9 protein-coding genes are annotated in these 21,788 nt (G+C 34.2%); 8 read left to right on the forward strand and 1 reads right to left on the reverse strand.

The genetic code is table 11. From position 1 onward, the window contains the following. Window positions 1-120 precede the first annotated feature (120 nt). Entirely contained in the window at window positions 121-960 is an 840-nt protein-coding gene (locus HGP29_RS21135) for a sulfurtransferase (RefSeq protein ID WP_168884427.1), read from the reverse strand. Window positions 961-1,042: 82 nt separating this feature from the next. Here HGP29_RS21135 and HGP29_RS21140 point away from each other — a divergent pair, with 82 nt between their 5' ends. The 8 genes from HGP29_RS21140 to HGP29_RS21175 all read left to right on the forward strand — a co-directional run bounded on the left by HGP29_RS21140 (window position 1,043) and on the right by HGP29_RS21175 (window position 21,778). Then, on the forward strand, window positions 1,043-1,567 hold the full coding sequence (locus HGP29_RS21140; RefSeq protein ID WP_168884428.1) for a DinB family protein: 525 nt from the start codon (window positions 1,043-1,045) through the stop codon (window positions 1,565-1,567). Between the two features lie 362 nt (window positions 1,568-1,929). Continuing rightward, complete coding sequence (locus tag HGP29_RS21145) at window positions 1,930-5,931, forward strand: two-component regulator propeller domain-containing protein (protein WP_168884429.1); 4,002 nt, start codon at window positions 1,930-1,932, stop codon at window positions 5,929-5,931. 415 nt (window positions 5,932-6,346) lie between these two features. Continuing rightward, on the forward strand, window positions 6,347-8,230 hold the full coding sequence (locus HGP29_RS21150; protein ID WP_168884430.1) for a biotin/lipoyl-containing protein: 1,884 nt from the start codon (window positions 6,347-6,349) through the stop codon (window positions 8,228-8,230). 353 nt (window positions 8,231-8,583) lie between these two features. Next, on the forward strand, window positions 8,584-13,446 hold the full coding sequence (locus HGP29_RS21155; RefSeq protein ID WP_168884431.1) for a sulfatase-like hydrolase/transferase: 4,863 nt from the start codon (window positions 8,584-8,586) through the stop codon (window positions 13,444-13,446). A 354-nt stretch (window positions 13,447-13,800) separates the two neighbouring features. Then, window positions 13,801-15,264: a hypothetical protein gene (locus tag HGP29_RS21160; RefSeq protein ID WP_168884432.1), complete on the forward strand. Its 1,464-nt coding sequence runs from the start codon at window positions 13,801-13,803 to the stop codon at window positions 15,262-15,264. Window positions 15,265-15,333: 69 nt separating this feature from the next. Next, window positions 15,334-18,327, forward strand: a complete 2,994-nt coding sequence (locus HGP29_RS21165; protein WP_168884433.1) for a SusC/RagA family TonB-linked outer membrane protein — start codon at window positions 15,334-15,336, stop codon at window positions 18,325-18,327. 2 nt (window positions 18,328-18,329) lie between these two features. Further along, on the forward strand, window positions 18,330-19,874 hold the full coding sequence (locus HGP29_RS21170; protein WP_168884434.1) for a RagB/SusD family nutrient uptake outer membrane protein: 1,545 nt from the start codon (window positions 18,330-18,332) through the stop codon (window positions 19,872-19,874). 428 nt (window positions 19,875-20,302) lie between these two features. Continuing rightward, complete coding sequence (locus tag HGP29_RS21175; RefSeq protein ID WP_168884435.1) at window positions 20,303-21,778, forward strand: arylsulfatase; 1,476 nt, start codon at window positions 20,303-20,305, stop codon at window positions 21,776-21,778. Window positions 21,779-21,788: the final 10 nt, after the last annotated feature.

The following is a 21,788-nucleotide window of genomic DNA, read 5'->3' on the forward strand; positions in this document are numbered from 1 at the left end:
AACGTTCTATAAGATTCAACAATGATGTGAAAGACATACATCATAAGTGTATTTAATAATTCCGATTATACAAGGAAGAGGTAACATTTTGTGTTTCCTCTTCTTTTTTTGTCTCAATCCTTAGTCTTTATTTGTTGCAATAGGATATTTCGATTGTCCCCATTCCGTCCAAGAGCCATCATATACTTTTTTCTCTTGTGGAAGTATATCTTCAGCACCTAACAAATCAACAACTGCCGTAATACCAGAACCACAAGAAAAAATTAAGGGTTTCTCCTGATCTAAATTAAGTTGATCAAAGATTTCTTTTCTTTTTTCAATACTTTTATAAAATCCATTTTCAAGAAGTTTTTTAAAAGGCAGGTTTTGTGAGTTTGGAATATGTCCACTTCTCATTCCTGGGCGAGGCTCTTCCACCGTTCCATCAAAACGCTGTTTCCCTCTAGCATCTATAACTTGATCCGTTGATTTGTTTACGTTCTCATATACATATTTAGCATCAACAACAGCATTTTTATTGAACGATGCCTTGAAATTTCCTTTATCGAAAACTTGTGAAGTACCGATGGCTTCAGTAGGGAAACCTTTGTCTATCCATGCATCAAGGCCACCATTTAGTACAGAAATATTATTATAGCCCATCGTTTTAAACATCCACCAAGCTCTTGGACTGGTAAATATTCCAAGATTATCATAGGCGACCAGAATACTATCTTGATTGATTCCTAACGCTTGTACTGCTTTTTCAAAGTTCTGCTCATCTTGTAACATATTAGGCAGGGAAGAAGAAGTGTCACTAAAGTCGTTTTTGATATCAAAAGTACGAGCACCTTTTATCTGTAAATCAGGGTTTGATGCTACTAATCCCGCTTTATTACCAGGTTGGCTAGCGTCTAAAATAATAAGCTTTTCGTTTTGAAGTAATTCATGAAGTTCAGGTGCAGAAATAATATTCTTCATAATGATTTATATACTTGAATCGATTATATTAAAATTTAGTTTGAATTTACAAGCTTTCAATAGATCACCAAAACTATCACGGATGAAAAAAAAAGATATCCCATTTATGCCAGAATTTTACGACCGTTACATCAACCTATGTGAGGATAAAGATGTCGTAGATGTTCTTTCTGAAACACTGGTTAACATCAATATGGATAATGTTGAAAAGATGAGAGAACTGGGTACTAGAGTCTATGCAACTGGAAAATGGACAATGCATGATATTATTCAACATATTATCGATACAGAGAGAATTCTAGCCTATAGAGCATTACGATTTGCCCGAGAGGACAAAACAGAAATCGAGGGTTTTGAAGAGAACGCTTATGCAGTAACCGCTTTAGGTTATCAAAGAGATTTTGATGAATTGGTAGCTGAATTTCAAGCTGTACGAATGGGCACAATTGCCATGTTTAAAAGCTTTACCGACGAAATGCTTTTACAGGAAGGTGTAGCTAGTGGGATTAAGAATAACGTTCTCGCTATTGGCTTTACAATTGCTGGTCATCAATTACATCATGGGAATGTAATTAAAGAAAGATACTTCCCATTGTTGGATCAATAATATAACAAGTGTAGAGAAGAGGTAAGGTACTTTTTCTCTATACTTCCCCTTTGGTTTTTGAATAGAAATAGGCGTTTTTAACTTGTTTTCAAGGTTTATCCCACTTTTTGAAGAATTTACCCCCACTTTTTTCTACGTTAATTTTTTATCATTGTACTAATAAAAAGTCCAATTTAGTTGGATGCATAAACAACACATATTCTATAATTGCTATTCTGCCTTCTTCAATTTAATACAAACGAAATTTGTTTTTTATTTTTATTAAAATGAAGATGGTCAACTGTTACATTTTTAAATAAGTGTTATAATTACTATTATTGAACTGTGTTAACTACTACGAATACGTTTCCAATAATTAATACATGAAATTTAAGCTATTACTTTTTTATCTTCTGTCTATTATTTCTATTGATACTTATGCTGAACAAATCTTAGATTCCTATCAGTTTGAGTACTTCAATGTTTCCAACGGTTTACCAACAAATTACACCTATAAAATACGACAGGATCATAATAAACTATTTTGGTTAGCGACCAATAGTGGATTGGTGGTTTATGATAGTAAGAACTTTAATGTCAAAAGGCCATCTCTAAGATATACCGGTTTAAAGAATGAGAATATTAGTGCAGTTTATCTTCAAAATGATAGTATCATTTGGGTAGGTACTAATAGTGGGGGATTATCTCATTATAATAGTCGATTAGATTATTTTAAACATTACGATAATATCTTAACTAAAAAGAATAGGCCAATCAATAGAATCACATCTATTACTGAGGATGCTGATGGTAACCTTTGGCTTTCTACATTTTATCATGGAGTTGTTGTTTTCAATAAAGAAAAGGGAATAATAAAAAGGTTTGTTGAAAACTCTAAAGTACTTCATCTTATTAAAGATACTTTTGGTAACATATGGTTTGCATCACGCGGTAAGCTATATAAATATGATCCATCAGAAGACCGACTAATTTCTGCTGGAAAAGTATACGGAGAAGTGATGGAGCTGTATTACGATGCACCTAGGGATCAAATTATTATTGGTACCGCTAAAGGTTTGTACAAAATGGCCACTACAGATATGGTGATTCAATCTTTTCCTTCAGATAAAACGTTGGACAGAATGAAAGGGCTAAATACAATAAAAGTAGATCAGGAAGGCCGAATTTGGGTAGGTTCATGGACAAGAGGATTATTTGTTAGTGACCGAGAACAGAAATATTTTTCGAAGCTTCCATTAATTAAAGATTATGAGACCAATTCTCAATACGAAGCTATTCTGGATATCTTTTTTGATCAAGATAAAAACATTTGGGTAGGTACGGCTAATGGAGGTTTGGTAAAACTTATTCATGAACATTCTATCAAGAATTATCATAATACTTTTACCAATAACATTGGTTTATCAGATAATAACATTCTATCAATTTATAAAGATAATTACGGTACGTTATGGTGCGGAACATGGTCTGGTGGACTCTCTTATCTGACTAAAGGTTCAACACTATTTCAAAAATATCCTGATAATAAAAAAGAAAAAGTAACGAAAGTTATACCTTGGGGAGATAAGATAATCTATGCTGGAAAAAAGGGAATTCATATTATCGACAATACAAATAACCAGAAAAAATACCTAGGTCATTTTTTGAGAAAATTCCGAATGAATTCGGTCTTATTAGATGAAAATGAAATCCTCTATATAGGTACACAAATGAATGGTTTATTAGTGATTGACCTAAAAAAAGATCCAAATTTTGAACAACCTATCATTTATACTACTAAAAATAGTAACCTTGTTAATAATAGAGTAAGTGCAATTGGAAAAGATAGATCTAAAAAGGTATGGATTGGTTCTTATGGAGGGTTACAAATTTTTGATCAGGATAAGAGTGATTTTTATAACATCTATGGTCATATTAAAGATGAAGTAAAATCATCACTTGTGATATTATCTATAAACCTTGAAAAAGAGGGAAAGCTTTGGTTGTCTACTGCACAGGGATTAATTAAAGCAGACATTTCCAATGGTTTTAAAATTGAAAAAGTATTTACAGTCGATGATGGATTAAATAATGACTGTATCAAAGGTGTCACTTTTGATTATAATAATAGATTATGGTTCAGTAATACTTTAGGAATCGGAACTATAAGCCCAAATGAGAAAAGTATCATCAACTTTGATCGAGAGAAAAGGTTCAATAATGTCATGAACAATGATGCCATATATAATGATGGGAAAAAGATCTATTTTGGTGGTACTAATGGTTTATATGTTCTTGATTTAGAAAAAATAAGTTTACAACCTGAAGTGGTTCCTTCCATTCTTGTTACAGACTTTTATGTAAACCAGAAAAGAGTTGAAGTACAGGCAGAAAGAAACGGACGTATCTTATTGGAAGAAGAAGTGAATTTTGAAGACAATATTCACCTTTTTCATAATGAAAATACACTTTCATTTAAAGTAGTTTCACCAAATTATCATGCAAATAGCACTATTTTTTATCAATTCAGGATCAGAGAGCTAGATAAAAATTGGATTGACAATGGAGATAATCAGCTCATCAATTTAATTAACTTAAAACCATCAATATATCATTTAGAAATAAGATCGACCTACGATAGAAAAAATTACAGTGCAATAAAAACGATTACGTTTACTATAGATCCTCCTTTATACTTAACATGGTGGGCTAAACTTTTATATTTATCAAGTTTAATTGTTGTTATCTATTTAGTATTGCGTTTTATAATATTAAAATCAAAATTAGAAAACGATTTAAAGATTGAAAAAATTAATAGTGAAAAAGACAATGAATTGAATGAATCGAAGTTGATGTTTTTCACTAATATTTCCCATGAATTGAGAACACCTCTGACATTGATCATTAGCCCGCTGAGTGAAATCATGGATATGGATCTAACACCTGTGATGAAAAATAAGGTGGTCAGTATAAACAATAATGCACAGCGACTCCTAACGCTTATCAATAATCTTTTAGATTTTAGAAAAGCAGAAAATGGAATGCTTCAATTAAATCTAAGAGAACATAACTTTGAAAGATTTATTGATAAGATTTTTCTGAATTTTAAAAACCACTCAGAATCCAAAAGCATTCAATTTGATTTAGAGAAAAAAGCCAAAGATTTTAATCTTGTATTCGATCATGATAAAATGGAAATGGTCGTATGTAATCTTCTAACCAATGCATTTAAATTCACAAAATTAGATGGTAAAGTGAAGATGATCATCTCAAATAATTCTGATCATGTAACACTGACGGTAAAAGATACGGGAAAAGGGATTTCTACTACTGAGCAAGAAAAAATCTTCAATAGATATTATCAAATTAAGGATGTGGAGAGCATTAATATGATGGGTACTGGTCTTGGATTAGCTTTAACTAAAAAGATTGTAGAGTTACATCAAGGAGAGATTTCAATCCGATCAGAAGAAAATAAAGGAACTGAATTCACTGTGACCATTCCTCACTCATTAATAGAAAATCAATCGGTAAAAGAAGTTTCAAGTATCAAAGAAGAAGTAAGTGAAAAGAAAACAACTATAACAGAGAATACTAGGGAAAAACAAAGCCTCCTTATCGTAGATGATCATGAAGAAATTAGAGAGTATTTAGAGGATATCTTTAAAGATAGGTATCAGGTTACTACTGCGGCAAATGGAGCAGAAGCAAAGGAACTAGCAGTTAAAATTATTCCAGATCTTATTTTAACTGATGTAATGATGCCGAAGATGAATGGTATTGATCTATGTAAAATACTAAAGGATAATATATCAACAGCACACATTCCTGTTTTACTATTAACGGCAAAGACTGATAATAAACATGAAATAGAAGGGTTAAAATCTGGTGCTGATGATTATATAAGAAAGCCGTTTGATGTAAAAGTTTTAAACACAAAGGTTGAGACTCAGTTAAGGAACCGACTCAAAGTACAGAGATACTTCCAAAATAAAGTCAGATTTGAGCCAAACACTAATCTGAATACAGAGAATAAAGACGAAAAATTCTTACAAGATGTCTCTGAATTTATTAATACGAATCTAGAAAATGAATCTTTCTCTGTGGAAACATTAGCAGAACAATGCTGTATGAGTCAATCCACACTGTACAGAAAGCTAAAAGGATTAACAGGAATGACCATCGCAGGCTTTATTCGATCGATACGTTTAAAGAAAGCTTCTGAATTATTAATAGAAGATGATCAGAAGTTGTATGTGATAGGAAGCATGGTCGGAATTAATGATTACAAGTATTTCAAAAAAGAGTTTACTAAACAGTTTGGTGTATCACCAAAGGAGTATAGAGAGAAGAAAAAACAAGAAATGTTGGTAATGAACAGTTAATTTTTCTGTTATATCAAAGAAAATACTAAAAAAGCACCTCTTATTTTGGACGAAAATAGGAGGTGCTTTTTTATAAAGGTGACAAATGTTTCTTTTTTAAGACATCAATCAATCGTATAAAATACAATTGATAATCAGTGAACTATAGAAAATATTTTTTACTCAATTCGAAATAAGGTTCTATTTATTTGATATTATTATATAAAAAAAGGTGTGTGAAGTCATTCTTTAACCAACGAACTAGGTCATCATTATAGATATCTCTAACCTGTATTTTTGATTTATCAAAGTGTGATGCTCTATTTAAGTGCGTGTACAAGGATGATGGTTTTGTATTTTTTTATATCGGTGACCATTGAACAAAAGGAGACTTAAAAGAGCTGTTGTGAATTATAACTATACTTACTTAAATATTATGTCAAAGACGTTAAAAATAAGAGATTTAACTCTTCGCGATGGTCAACAATCGTTGTTTGCAACAAGAATGACTCAAGATCAAGTAGATAGATTACTACCTGATTACCAAAATGCCAACTTTTATGCAATGGAAGTTTGGGGTGGTGCAGTACCAGATTCAGTAATGCGTTACCTAGGTGAAAACCCTTGGACTCGTCTAAAAACTATCCATGAGTCTGTAGGCAATGTAAGTAAGTTGACAGCCTTGTCGCGTGGCCGTAATTTGTTCGGATATACTCCTTATACTGAAGAAATTATTGAAGGCTTCTGTAAGACATCAATAAATAACGGTTTAGGTATCATGAGAATCTTTGATGCTCTGAATGATACTAATAATATTAAATCAACTATCAAGTATGTGAAGAAATATGGAGGTATTGCAGACTGTGCAGTTTGTTATACTATTGATCCGCACTTCACTACAATGGAAAGAATTAAAGGATTCTTTACAGGTAAACCACTTCCAAAACCAGTATTTACAGACCAGTACTTCTTAGACAAAGCATTAGAAATGCAAAAGCTAGGAGCTGACATGATCTCCATCAAAGATATGAGTGGTTTAATTCCACCGATGAGAGTAGCAAAACTGGTAAAACTTTTTAAAGACAATCTAACAATTCCTGTAGATTTCCATACACACTGTACTCCAGGTTATGGTTTGGCTGCTGTATTAAGTGCCGTAATGAGTGGTGCTGATATTGTAGATACAAACATTTGGAACTTCGCTGGAGGTTCTGCTGGTGTAGCCCTTGAGTTAATCTATGTTTTTGCTCAAAAATTGGGTATCAACATCGATGTGAATATGGAAGCTGTAGCTGAAATAAATGAAAAACTTGTAGACATCCGTAGAGAATTAAGAGATTTCGATGCCTACGATAGTTTCCCTAACCCATTCAATCCTCTAACAGATACGTTACCTGCTAACATCGATAAATTATTTGATGATGCTATTCAGGCAGTAAATAGTGGAAATGAGGATTTATTATTAACAATTTGTCATCAAATTGAAGATCACTTCAACTTCCCTAAACCAAATACGAAAGTAAAAGAGGCAGAAGTACCAGGTGGTATGTATTCTAACATGGTGGCTCAATTAAAAGCTTTAGGTTCTGATGAGATCTTGGACGAAGCAATGAAATTGATCCCTCAAGTACGTATGGATGCAGGTTTACCACCATTAGTAACACCTACGAGCCAGATTGTTGGTGCTCAGGCAGTAAATGCAGCCATGAGTTTAAAAGCTGGTAAGGAGATGTATTCTAATACTTCTAACCAATTTATGAGTTTAGTGAAAGGGGATTATGGTAAAACGCCAATTCCTGTTAAACCTGAATTTAGAGAAAAAATCTGTGGTCATGCAGACGAAAGACCATTTGATACAAGTAACTACAAAGCACAAGACAACCCTACATTACCAGAATTCGGTAATGTAAAGTTAGCTGAAAACTATGAAGAAGAGCTTTTATTGGAGTTATTCCCATTAGTGGCTAAAGGTTACTTGAAAAACTTGAAGAAAGAACGTTTCGAAGCACAAAAGCCAGTTGAGGTTAAAAAGGAGAAAGTAGTTGAAAAAGTACAAGAACCTGTAAAACTTGGTAGAAAAGCCAATTCACCAATGCCTGGTAAAGTTTTAGAAGTTGTTGTAAAAACGGGTGATAAGATCAAGATGGGAGACCCTATTATGATCTTAGAATCAATGAAAATGGAAAATACGATCACTGCAGAATTCAGTGGTTATGTAAACAATATCTTTGTTGAAGATGGCGATGTGGTAGCATCAGGTCAAATGATTCTTGATATTGTTTCATCAGAAGAAGATATTTCTGCTTTAGAATTAGCATAAATATTTAAGTAAGAATAATAAGAGATCTTACGATTTCTAGTTACAATTCTAAAGAGTTGCGAAATGGCATTTTTGTCATGGAGCAGCTCTTTTTTTGTTTGAGTAAAGAATAGTGTAAAAGTTCTATGGGTAATTTCATTGAAGAGCCATTTTACCCCCTCTATTGCATAAAATACCCCATAATTGTCTGTCTCTATAGGGTATAATTGTGATATGTGATATCGAGCATTTCTTGTGTATTGATATCTCTTTTAACTTTTCATGAGTATGAAATGAACAACTATCAACATGTACTACAACCAGCAAAAGTATTGATAGTTGAATACTCTTAACATTTTACACTACAATTAAATATGAAATCATTATTACTTCCGAGATTTCTGTTAAAGGTACTCTTGTGCCTGCTGGCGGGGAAATCAATTGCTCAGACTAAACCTAACATCGTCGTTATCCTTGTAGATGATGCAGGTAATAAGGATTGGGGCTTCCAAGGATCCACAGTAGCCATCTCACCAAACATTGACCAATTGGCTGCTGAAGGAACCATCTTTTCACAAGGGTATGTGACAAATTCGGTTTGTGCTCCATCGAGAGCAGGCATGCTTACAGGACAGTACCAAAACAAAATAGGTTTTGAGTATAATATTGTAACGTATTCCAATTCTCCTGATCATACTTCACATGATGTTGGGATTGATCCTAATGTTCCTACAATGGGAGATTATCTAAAAGATTTAGGTTATACTACATCTCTTTTTGGTAAATGGCATGTTGGAGAAGAAGAACATCATAGACCTAATGCAAGAGGTTTTGATTATTTCTATGGCCTACTTTCTGGTTCAAGAAACTATAATAAAGTAGAGACAGCCTTTAATAAGAAGTTAAGAAAAAATGGAGTAGAAGTAGAGCCAACAGACAACAACTTCTACCTGACAGATCTTCTTACAGATGATGCACTTGCTTTTATGACATCAGAGATTGATGCAGGTAATCCATTCCTTGCTTTTATGTCATATACTGCACCCCATGGACCATTTCAGGCAAAACCAGAAGATAAAGCTTTATTTGATGCTAATACCTCCTTATCTAGTGACCAGAAGAATTATTATGGGATGATCAAAAATGTAGATGATAATGTTAAACGTATTATAGATCTACTAAAAGAAAAACAACAGTACGAAAATACACTTTTTGTTTTCTTAAGTGATAATGGTGGTGTTGGTCTTACTGATAATGGTGTATTAAAAGGAAATAAAAGTAGTCAATATGAAGGGGGATTAAGAGTGCCATTTTTTGCTACTTGGAACACAAAAATTCCATCTAATACTACCTACGACGAACAGGTTATTTCTCTAGATTTAACAACTACTTTTATCAAGGCAGCAGGAGGAAATCTATCGGATTCTAGATATGCTGAACTTGACGGTAAAGATTTAGTTCAAGCCTCTAATCAAGTGAATACCCCTTTACATTCTATCCTTTATTGGAGAAAGTTAGACCGTTGGGGCATTGCTTCAGATGGGGTAAATAAATTGTTATTTGAAGCTACCGATCCCACAAATAACTTATATGACACTGTACTTTATAATTTGGACTCAGATATTTCTGAAACAACGAATGTTTATAGTACTGCATCTCAAAATGTATCAGATTTGGTAATTGCTTACAATAATTGGAACAATACATTGGATTTACCTTCATGGTACGGAGCAACTATCTTAAAGAATGTATGTCCAACAGCAAACAATGCTAAGAACTGTCAGGTAATAGTTGATCGATATGCAGCTTTTAAGGAAGCGACAAAATTGGAACAAAAGCAAGTTCAAACATTAAGTGCTGAAGAATATGCTTTATCTGTAATTTCGACTTCTAATATTGAGTTTACAGATCCAATAAAAAATGCAAATGTGATAACCTATACCATTACATCCTTACCAAATAATGGTACAGTTTTAAGAGATGGAGAGGAGTTATTGATAGGGCATAAATTTACTCAAAGACAGGTAAATGATGGTGAAATTGCGTATCAATCTACAAGTGCTGTGGGTACTAATGATCAATTAACTTTATCTGTAAATGATGGTTCAGGTGGAGAAGAAATAACTGACGTTATTCTTCCAATTACCACAACACAAAGAACTACAGGGACTAACTATTATGTGAGTAGTAGTAATGGAAATGATACTAACTCTGGGACAAGTATGGATAGTCCGATAGCATCAATAGCTAAACTAAACACGATAGCGTTACAACCGGGAGATTGGGTACATTTTAAAAGAGGAGATACTTTTATTGGCCAATTGGATTGTAATTATTCAGGTATTGAAAATGCTTCAATCATCTATAAAGATTATGGAAACGGTGCTTTACCTATTTTATCAGGAAGTACTGGTAATGATGGGGTTCCTGATCCATTAACTACAATTTTGATTGTAGATCAATCTTTCCTAGAATTCAAAAATCTACATATTCGTAATGAACGTTTCGACGCTATGGAAGGGGTAGATAATGATAAAGCTTTTGGTATTTTAAATTATACAGAGCAATTAGGAGAACACAAAGCAGGAGTAAATGGTAAGTTACCGACGGGTTATTCCAACAAAGAGTTTGAAAAAGCAATTGAAGAGACAGATACGCTTTCATTTAACGAACATCTCTATTTCTCTAACTTATATTTCGATAAAGTTTATAGTTTAGGTCTTGATGGTATTCCATTTAACAGTGTACGCTCAACAGCTATTTATTTAGAAGAATCATTTGCGAAGGATATCATAATCGAAGATTCTTATTTCACAGACCTTCAAAGAACAGGTATTTGGGTGAGAAGATGGTCAACAGATATTATAATCAGAAACAACCAATTTGTAGATATAGGAGGTTCAGGAGCCATTTTATCTGTTTCCAATAGAATTCTCTATGAAAACAACTACATGCAATTCTGCGGAGCGAATTCAGATTCAAGAATGGCAAAAAGAGGTAGTGGTATGTGGACCTTTGGTTGTGATGGTGTTGTTGCTCAATTCAATATTTCTAAACATGCAAGAGGAGATGGAGATTCTAGTGGTATGCATGTGGATTATGGTAACAAAAATATTTTGTATCAATACAATTATTCTGAAGATGCTGCTGGTGGTTTCTGTGAAACATTAGGTGATAATGACAATGTTATTTGGCGTTATAATATCAGTGTCAATGATGCAGATACAGATAGAGGAGGCAAAAATCTATTATTATGGATTTCTAAATTCTCCAGCAATAATAAGAAAAGTAGAGATGTACATATCTACAATAATACAATCTATGGTGGGCGTGATTATGACAATCAGATCACAAATGCTAAGGTTTTATTTGAGGTAGAAGAATTTAATTTTATCAATAACATCATTTTCTTAGAATCTGATTCTAAGCTAGGTATCGGTTCAGGTTTTTATAAAAACAGTGCAACGACTACAAACTTTAAGAAGAATATTTTCTTTGGAGGTGAGTTCAACTCTAGTTTGAAGAATCTTGATGCAACAAGAATTGAACAAAACCCTGAGTTTATTGGAGAAGGCACTCACAATGAATTGGGATATCAATTAAAAGAAGGTAGTCCAGCCTTGAAAAGTGGGGAGTCTTTCCAAGAACCAACTTTCCCTTATGCGGGGCAGGGGGTTTTTAAAGACGTATCTTCTGCAGCAGAAAAAGATTACTACGGGAATCCCGTTGATTTATCAATAGAAACAAATATTGGTGCTTATAATGGTTCTGGTGTTCCTTTATCACAAAAAACTACAGTTTATGAAGCCGAAGATGCTGTAATCTCTGGTGGAAACTCAGTAAGTTGTTCAACGGCTTCTGGAGGTCAGATTGTGGAAGCCGAAAATGGTACAGTTACATTTACAGTAAATGTTGATGAAACTAAAGAGTATATCTTAAAAGTGTATTACATGAATCCTGATATTGAGCCGATTCAACTAAGTATCAACAATTCACCAGCTGAAGAAGTATTACTTCAATTTACGAATGGTTGGTGTACTCAAGGTGGTGTGGCAGGTAACTACCAATTTGTGAAACCATTAACTTCAGGAGCAAATACAATTTCAATAAGTAATATCACTTTAGATAAAATTGAAATAGTTTCATTCGAAGAAGGTGAAGTTCCACCTCCGCCAACTCCTCAACCTGGACCAACTTATGAAGCAGAATTAGCTACTTTAACTGGAACAGCGGTTATCACTACTTGTGGAAATGCTTCTGAAGGCGAGATGGTAAAAGGTTTAACAGGAGGTACTTCGAATGCATTAATTTTTGAAGGTGTAAATGTGGATATTGCTACCACGTATCAATTAACGGTAAGTTATTATGCAACAAGTGAAGCAACATTAAACTACCAGATAGATGAAGCTGAAGTTCAAACATTAACTTTACCTGCTACTGGCCAATGGTGTTATCAAGGTGGATCACCGGGAGATTATACTTTTGATATCACTTTAGATGGGGGCGATCATACAATTAAGTTTTTTGATAGCCCTATAATTGATAAAATCCATATTGAGCTGCCATCATCTGGAGGAGCTTGGGAAGCAGAAAATGCAGTATTATCAGGTACCGCATTGGTCTATAATTGTGCGACTTCTTCAGGAGGAAAATCAGTAAAAGGGTTAACGGGTGGTATAGCTAACGCTGTTTCATTTAATGATGTAGAAATCTTTAATGATGGAGAATATGAGCTAATTATCACTTACATGACAAGTACAAATGTTACTGCTGTAATAGAAGTAAATGGAGTAGATCAGACAATTTCACTACCATCTACTGGAAAATGGTGTTACCAAGGTGGTAGTTCTGCTGATAATAAAATCATTGTAGATCTCAATCAAGGATTAAACTCTATTAAATTCTATGATTCACCACAGATTGATAAAATTGAAATTGGAGAGTTACAACAAACTACAGGGTCAAGAAAAAACAATAATCAAATCTTATTGGAAGATCAATTAAAAGTATATCCAAATCCTATTCAAAAAGGGAATAACTTTTTAATTGATTTGGGTGGTGTTTCTCCTAATTTGAGTATAAAACTCTATGACTTAATGGGACAGTTGATTGTTCATCAAATGGGTAGTAATGTAGAGCGAATCATTCTACCTACCAATGAATTGTCGAGTGGAGTTTACCTACTTTTAATAGAGAATGATTTTTATACCAAAGAGCAAAAAGTAATTATCAAATAAGTAATCGGGATAACCGAAAATAGAACCCTTAGATGTAAAAGTCTAAGGGTCTTTTTATGTCCATTTCTTTCTATGGGCTCTGTTTCTAAAACCAATAAAAAGAGAAGAATGTTCGCTCGTCATTTTCAATAAAACGAGAATAGTTTTACCTAATTCTTTCTAAAGCCTTGTGATCTATTCAATTAAAAAAATCAGTACTGGGGTATATTCGTACTTTATGCATAAATGCCCCATATAGTGTACAAATGACGTTATTTACTTCCTTGTTGATGAATATACCCCCTTTTTTTCCTACTGGTCCCACTACTTTTGAAACATCAATTTGAATTTTTTATTTACCAAATAACAAACGGAATGAAACGAATTATTATTTCTTTATTCTATCTATTCATGCTCTCTACTCTTATCACCTCTTGTTCTGAAGAAGAGGATAACAAAGTAGAAGTACTCAATCCTGAGATCATTGCTGATGTGACTACAGTAGATTTTGGCGACCTAGATGTAGAAGAAATCTCAGAGGTAAAAACAATTGCGATTTCTGCTTTTGATTTATCTGAATCTGTAATGATTGAGATTCCAGAAAACTTCGAAGCATCACTTATAGAAGATGCAGACTTTGTAGCTGAGGAGTTAGAAATTTCTTTAGATCTACTTGAAGGTGCAAATGCTAACGTATATGTAAGAGCAGTACCTCCAGCAGGTTTCCAAGGAAATTTATCAGGTGATTTAGCATTAAAATCAACAGGAGCACAAGATGTGAAAATTGGTTTAGTAGCTAAAGTAGCGATTGAAATTCAAGGTACTTTATTTATGTCTGAGTATTTTGAACAATACACAGGTTATTCTAATGTAATGCCATTAGACTCTGGTATTATGGGTTGGGATTTAAATACTGACACTGTAGTAAACGCTGCTAATTCTGGTGCAGGATATCCTGAGACTACTGTTCCTAATAATGAAGTAATGAATGTTTGGTATTTACCAATTCCATTAAACGGAGCAACATTAAGAGCAAGTGTTGGTTTATCTGATGATTCAAACTTAGCATTTAGTGGTTACCCTTCTGTAGATGGACATAGAAACATGGTGATTGATAATGATGGATCATGGCACTTCTGGAACTGGTTGAACAAAAAGAATGGAAATTGTATCGCTGGTAAAAACGAAGGAAACAACACAAGTGCATCAAGAAGATTTGCTGCAGATGGTTACACTGATGATGTATTTATGTCAGCATTGATTCAAGTGGATGAGTTAGGAACAGCAAGAACAGCAGATGAATTTGGTATTGGTGATATCATTGCACTTTCGAATGCAACTTCAGGTTCAGCTAACAACAATGTGATCAAGGTTGTAGCGATCAGTGATGATAAAGGAGGATTTAAATTCGGTATCATTAAAGAAAATGAAGGTAATCCTTATGTATTATCAGAGGAAAGCTATGTTTTAGGGAAGACTTACGCGGTTGTTTTAAGTCATGAATTTGTTGAGGGCGACAACAATGATGTTTCTAAATTGTATGTTTTCGCAGAAGGAGATGAAATTCCAACATCAATGAGTGACCTTGAACCAAAAGCTGTAATTGATGCTGATTACAATGGTGGTTTAGGTGTTGATCCAACTGACTTAACAAATATCTTTATTAGAGAAAGAACTCAAACTGTAAACACACCAACTGCTTCAATTACAGGTATTAGAGTAGGTGATACATGGTTAGCAACATTATTCCAAGAACATAGTGCTGCCCAAAACAGTAACGATCTTTCATTAAACAACAGAGTATTAACTAACTCTGGTAGTGACTGTTCTCTTCAATAAGAAATGAAATTTATGGAGGTATTGCTCTGAAATAGATAGCAATATCTCCTTATCTAAACGTATATTTTTATGAAAAATAGAACCAAATACTCTTTTTACAGTCTATTATTTTTTCTTCTATTTTCAACACAACTATTTGCTCAGGAAAGTACTTTAAAAGGTGTTATTACCAATGTTAATGACGAGCCTGTTCCTTATGTCAATTTGATCATAAAAGGCACACCAAAAGGTACTGTAAGTGATTTTGGTGGAGAATTTCAATTAGGAGGATTAAGTATCAGCGATGTCATTGTTGTTTCTTCAATCGGATATGTGACTCAAGAAATTCCATATAAAGGACAAACAAATATTTCGATCCAAATCAATGAAGATGCGGAGCAACTAGAAGAAATTGTAGTCATCGGTTATGGTACTCAAAAGAAATCAGATTTAACAGGGTCTACAGGTGTAGTGACATCCGAAGATTCAGACTTGCAGCCTGTACCTAACGTTCAAGGAATGTTACAAGGTAAAATGGCAGGTGTAGTAGTTTCACAAAATAGTGGGGCACCGGGTGCAGCTCCAAAAGTAAACGTTAGGGGATTTACAGGTAATCCAATCTATGTAATTGATGGTCTAATCGATGGTGATATCAATGCAGTCAATCCTAACGATATTGAAAATATCTCTGTACTAAAAGATGCTTCGGCAACTGCGATCTATGGTTCAAGAGGAGCCAATGGTGTGATCATCGTAACAACTAAAGGTGGTAAGAAAAACTCTCCACTAAAAGTTAATGCTGAATATTACCACACAGTATCCCAACTGAATAACAAATTGGAGTTGCTAGATCCTGTATCTTACATGAAAATTGTCAACAAGAAAAAACTTGAAGCTGGAGCGAATGAGATCTTCTCAAGATTAGAAATTAGAGAGGCTGAAAGTACTCCTGGTTTTGGTACAGATTGGCAAGATGAAGTGTTCAGAACAGCTCATTCTGATAATGCTAACATCTCTCTTTCAAAAGGTTGGGATAAAACGACAATGCGTTTCTCATTAGGAGCAAGAAATGATGAAGGTATTTTAAGAAATACAAATTACAAAAGATATACATCTAGGTTATCGGTTTCATCTGATTTAACATCTTCGACGAAATTAAATTTCAATGGTTCATTTACTCAAGAGAAAGGTATGAACACCGCTCAAGGAGGACAAAATGGATCTGATAATGTGGTTGCTGCAGCTACTGCTTGGTCTCCGAACTTAAAAGTATATGATGAAACAACGAATGATTATACAGGGTTCCAAGGATATGGTGCTACTGTACTAAGAAATCCGGTTTATTTATCAGAAGAGATTTTACGAAATACGAATCAAAAAACTTACGCTACCAACTTATCACTGACTCAGAAAATTATTCCAGAGTTAAGTTTTAAAGTATTTGGTGCGATGCAATATAGAGATATCAATAATGATACTTTTACAAGGTATGAACCAGCTACTCCAAATTCAGTTTCTTCATTTTATGAATTAACAGGGAGTAATGTCAAGTATCAAGGTAATGCACAGTTAGACTTTAATAAAGAATTTAGCAGCGATCACAAATTAAATGCAACAGCAGTATTTGAGGTGATTTCTCGTAAAAATAAGAGTGAGTTTTTTACTACCTCATACGATCAAGGAGAAGACCAAGAAGGAACACTTTCTGAAGTCATCAATGTGATGGAACCCGAAGGAATGTTATCTGCTTTAGGTAGAGTAGGTTACTCATACAAAGACAAAATTCTATTAACGGGTTCCGTAAGATTAGATGGTTCATCTAGACTTCCAGAAGATAACCAGTGGGACGATTTTTACTCAGCAGCTTTTGCCTACAAGCTTTCTAATGAAGAATTCTTAAAATATTCTGAAGTAGTTTCAATGTTAAAACTTAGAGTTGGTTACGGTGAAATTGGTAACGTAAATTCTTTAAATGCTTTTCAGGTTCAAGATTTAACAAACCCTAGAATTGGACCTTATGTTTTTCAAGGAACGGAATTAGCTTATGCGGAAGGAATTGAAAATGGAGCTAATAGAGCAAATCCAGAATTACGTTGGGAAGTTTCAAGACAGACAAACTTTGGTTTTGACTTAGGTTTGCTAGACGATAAGATTCAATTGAACGCAGATTACTATAATAAGATTACGGATGACTCACATTTTAATTCAGTAGTGCCAGGATACCTTGGTGGTGGAACAGTAAAATCAAACACAGGTAAGTTACAAAATCAAGGAGTTGAACTTCAATTAACTTACAAGTGGACCACTGGCGGGAAATTCTCAATGCGTAACACACTTAGCTTTAACTATAACCAATCTGAAGTGTTAGCTATTCCTCAGGATACAGTGTATGTGGGTAATATCAATGAAAGAGGATTTGAAAGACAATCTCATATTCTAATTCAAGGTCAAGAGGTAGGCCAACTGTATGGTTACAGATATGTTGGTGTGAAAAAATCAAACACACCTGTTGAAGGAGAGATTCCAAACTTAGAAGTGGGCGATGCGATCTATTATGATGCGAATGGTGATGGTACTATTTCTATCGAAGATATGGAAGTAATTGGTAATGGTCACCCAGATATGACTTGGGGTTTCAACTCTTATTTAGATTACGGCAACTGGAGTTTAAATATCTTTATTCAAGGGGTACATGGAGTGGATGTATTTAACTTGCCACAACACGGTTTACTTGGTGGTGGATCTGGAGTATTAGATGCGACATCTACAGAGATTTACAACAGTTATTCTTTTGACCGTAATGGTTCATTACCATCGTTGAACGCAAGATATAGAGCACAATCTTCATTGTTTGTTGAAGATGCGAGTTTTATTAGAATTAAAAACATCACACTAGCGTATCAAGTGCCTTGGGACAAAGCTCAATTAAGAGTGTATGGTGGAGCACAAAACATCTATACCTTCACTAACTATAAAGGGTACGATCCAGAATCTAATTCAGGGTCAAACTTAGCACCAGGTATCGACAGAGGGTCATTCCCACTACCTATTACATATACTTTCGGACTAAATTTTGGAATATAGAAATGAAGCATCTAAAACATTTTATAGCAGCAGGAGCCCTCTTTTGTTTAGCAACTTCTTGTGAATCTATTCTAAAAGAAACTCCAGAAGATCGCTCAACGATCAATAACTTTTTCCAGTCGACAGAAAACTTGGATCATTCTTTAACAGCAGCATATAGACAATTAGTCGATAACGCTTGGAATAGATCTTTAGGTGGAGCGAGATCGAGAACAGTATTTATGGGAGCGGATGATTTCACCTCTCAACCTGGTGGTAATAAAGCTGATTTTAAAGCTGGGGATCAATTGAATATTGGTTCTTCAGATATCAATATTTCAGGTACGGGATGGAATTTACCCTACGACGTAATCTTACAAAGTAATTTTGCAATTCAAGGGATAGAAGACCTAATTGCTAGAGGTGAAGATGAGACAACGGTAAAGGCAATGGGTGCTGAAGCTTATTTCCTAAGAGCGTGGTCGTACTTTAGGCTAGTTCGTTTGTATGGAGATGTACCTGTAGTTCTTGATCCATCTTATAGTCAAGAGAATGCCAACTTAGCAAGAACACCGGTAAAGGAAGTTTACCAACAAATCCTTTCTGATTTAGAGTTTGCTATTGAACATTTACCAAAGCAACAAGTGGAAAGAGGTAGAGTTTCTTATTGGGCAGCAAAAGCTTTAAAAGCTGATGTTCACTTAACGATGGCTGGTTGGCCTTTAAAGGAAACGGAAAATTATGCTTTGGCTTTAAAAGCAGCTGAGGACGTAATTAATAATGGAGGTTTTTCTTTTGAGGAAGATTTTGCACCAATCTTTGATTATAATCGTCAGGATAGTAACACTGAATATATCTGGCAATTAAAATTCTGTAATGTAATAAACTGTCCCGGGGCAGGCTTAATTACAACATTCGCTTCTCAGACTACAAAGCCGGGTGAGCTGGGAGGTTTCCAAGATATCTATGTGGAGATTGCTTATTACAACAAGTTCCCGGAAGGAAATAGAAAGGATTTTACGTTCTTATCAGAATTGAAGACCAAAGATGGTACAACTATTCCGTGGGAAGAGTTTACTTGGAAACATCCATTCTTAAGCAAGTTTTATAGTGGTACGGTAAATAAGGATTTGCCATATGAAGATCAGGTAGGAACAACTGCTCCTTCTTCTGATTTAGATTTACCGATGTATAGAATTACAGAGATGATGTTGATTTATGCAGAGGCACAAGTAAATGGAGGAGGCGGTGAAGCTACCAAAGCTCTTGAATATCTTAATCAAGTAAGAAGAAGAGGTAAAGGCGTACCGACAAATCAAACAGACGCAGATGACTTAATGGCTTTTACAGCTCAAGATGTGATCGATGAAAGAGGTTGGGAGTTTATTGGCGAACAAAAAAGATGGTTTGATTTGATCAGAACAGAAACGTTAGAGAATGCTTTATCAGATAGAGACCCTTCTGAAAATCCATTAATTGGCGATCCATCTAATAAGAACTTTTATCTATTGCCATTGCCTGATATTGATTTAGAGTTGAATCCGAATCTAACACAAAATCCTAGGTAAATAGATATAAAAATAAAGTATAATAATAATGGTTAGTAATCATTTGTGTTGTGCGAAATGTACAAATATTACAAACCATTATTATCCCAATAGATGATATTCATACGATGTCAATCGGAGTTTATTAAGGTTATAGTTTATACATAAGAAAAGTGACTACAACAATGAAGTAGTATTAAGAAATAAAACTGAAGAGTACGATCGGGGTTTTACCTCGGTTGTACTTTATAAAATGAATCACAAAATCCATATACATTATTGTCAAGTGAAAAGAGTTAAAATGAATTTAAAATTTAGAAAAGAAATAATTTATGAATGGCTTAGAAAAGATCCCTATTGGTATTTGAAACAAAATATCAATGAATTACTGATGCATGACATTTTACAATTGAACTGCTCATCTTCCATAACTATTAACCAGGCAAACAATGATTAAACAACAACTTATAATCTCATTATTTATTTACTGTATTGTTTTTGGATGTACATCTCCAAAGAAAAGTACAGTAGATAATACACATCCACAAAACCTACCCAATATCGTTTATATTTTAGCAGATGATTTAGGCTATGGCGATTTAGGGTGTTATGGTCAAGAAAAAATTGAAACACCAAATATTGATTTATTAGCTAAAAATGGAATGCTGTTTCGAAACCATTATGCAGGCAGTTCTGTGTGTGCACCTTCAAGGTCTACTTTTCTAACAGGTTTGCACACAGGGAATACAGCCATTCGGGGAAATAAACCAACGAAAAAATTTACAGAAGGTCAGGTTCCGCTACCACAAGAAAGTATCACTATTGCAGAACTTTTAAAAGAAAAGGGATATATCACTGGAGCTTTTGGTAAATGGGGACTAGGTTATCCAGGTTCTGAGGGCGACCCCAATAATCAGGGTTTTGATGAGTTTTATGGATACAATTGTCAGAAAGAGGCACATCGTTATTATCCAAAGCACTTGTGGCATAATGATAAGAAGGTATTTTTGGAAGGAAATGATTTCAATAATAAGGTGACTTATTCAGGAGATTTAATCCATCAGAAAGCATTAGAATTTATAGATAATCATAAGAGTGCCCCTTTCTTTCTTTATTACCCAAATCTGGTACCTCATGCAGAATTACTTTTACCTGAGGGTGACTTATTACAAAAATATAGAGCAAAATTTGGTAACGAGGAAGCATTTATCAATAATAAAAAGGGAGCAGATTACGGAAGTGATAAATTCAATATTGCTAGATATGCTTCCCAACCAGAACCTAAAGCTACTTACGCGGCAATGATTTCACTCTTAGATCAGCAAGTAGGAGAAGTGATTGCTAAGTTGGAAGAGCATGATTTGTTAGAGCATACGATAGTTATTTTTACTTCTGATAATGGCCCACATACAGAAGGAGGAGCAGCTCCAGATTTTTTCAATAGTAATGGAGGTTTAAGAGGTGTAAAAAGAGATTTATATGAAGGGGGAATTAAAGTTCCAATGATTGTTCGTTGGGATGGTGTGGTTCCAAAAGCGAGTGTTTCTGATCATGTCTCCGCTTTTTGGGATATGATGCCAACTTTCTCAGAAATTGCTGATCTCAACTTTAATCATCAGATTGATGGAATTTCAATTGTTCCCACATTAAAAGGTGAAAAACAATCCAATCATCAACATCTCTATTGGGAATTCCATGAAAAAGGTGGACGTCAAGCTATACGACAAGGTCACTGGAAATTGGTAAAATTAAAGGCCTTTTCAGCTACTGATTCCGTTATAGAACTATACAACCTGGATACTGATCCGTACGAGAGAAATAACCTTTCGGAAGAATATCCTGCAAAGGTCAATGAGTTACTTCTGATTATGTCGGATGCACATTCACCTTCTACACTATTTCCAAAATTTGATCAACATATTTAGAGAATATATA

Origin of the sequence: Flammeovirga agarivorans (genome assembly GCF_012641475.1) — a bacterium.
Classification (GTDB): domain Bacteria; phylum Bacteroidota; class Bacteroidia; order Cytophagales; family Flammeovirgaceae; genus Flammeovirga; species Flammeovirga agarivorans.

Bases quoted from the DNA above. Each gene is read 5' to 3' on its own strand.
- HGP29_RS21150 (WP_168884430.1), top strand. From the start codon at position 6,347: ATGTCAAAGACGTTAAAAATAAGAGATTTAACTCTTCGCGATGGTCAA.
- HGP29_RS21155 (WP_168884431.1), top strand. From the start codon at position 8,584: ATGAAATCATTATTACTTCCGAGATTTCTGTTAAAGGTACTCTTGTGC.
- HGP29_RS21165 (WP_168884433.1), top strand. From the start codon at position 15,334: ATGAAAAATAGAACCAAATACTCTTTTTACAGTCTATTATTTTTTCTT.
- HGP29_RS21175 (WP_168884435.1), top strand. From the start codon at position 20,303: ATGATTAAACAACAACTTATAATCTCATTATTTATTTACTGTATTGTT.
- HGP29_RS21160 (WP_168884432.1), top strand. From the start codon at position 13,801: ATGAAACGAATTATTATTTCTTTATTCTATCTATTCATGCTCTCTACT.
- HGP29_RS21140 (WP_168884428.1), top strand. From the start codon at position 1,043: ATGAAAAAAAAAGATATCCCATTTATGCCAGAATTTTACGACCGTTAC.
- HGP29_RS21170 (WP_168884434.1), top strand. From the start codon at position 18,330: ATGAAGCATCTAAAACATTTTATAGCAGCAGGAGCCCTCTTTTGTTTA.
- HGP29_RS21135 (WP_168884427.1), bottom strand. From the start codon at position 960: ATGAAGAATATTATTTCTGCACCTGAACTTCATGAATTACTTCAAAAC.
- HGP29_RS21145 (WP_168884429.1), top strand. From the start codon at position 1,930: ATGAAATTTAAGCTATTACTTTTTTATCTTCTGTCTATTATTTCTATT.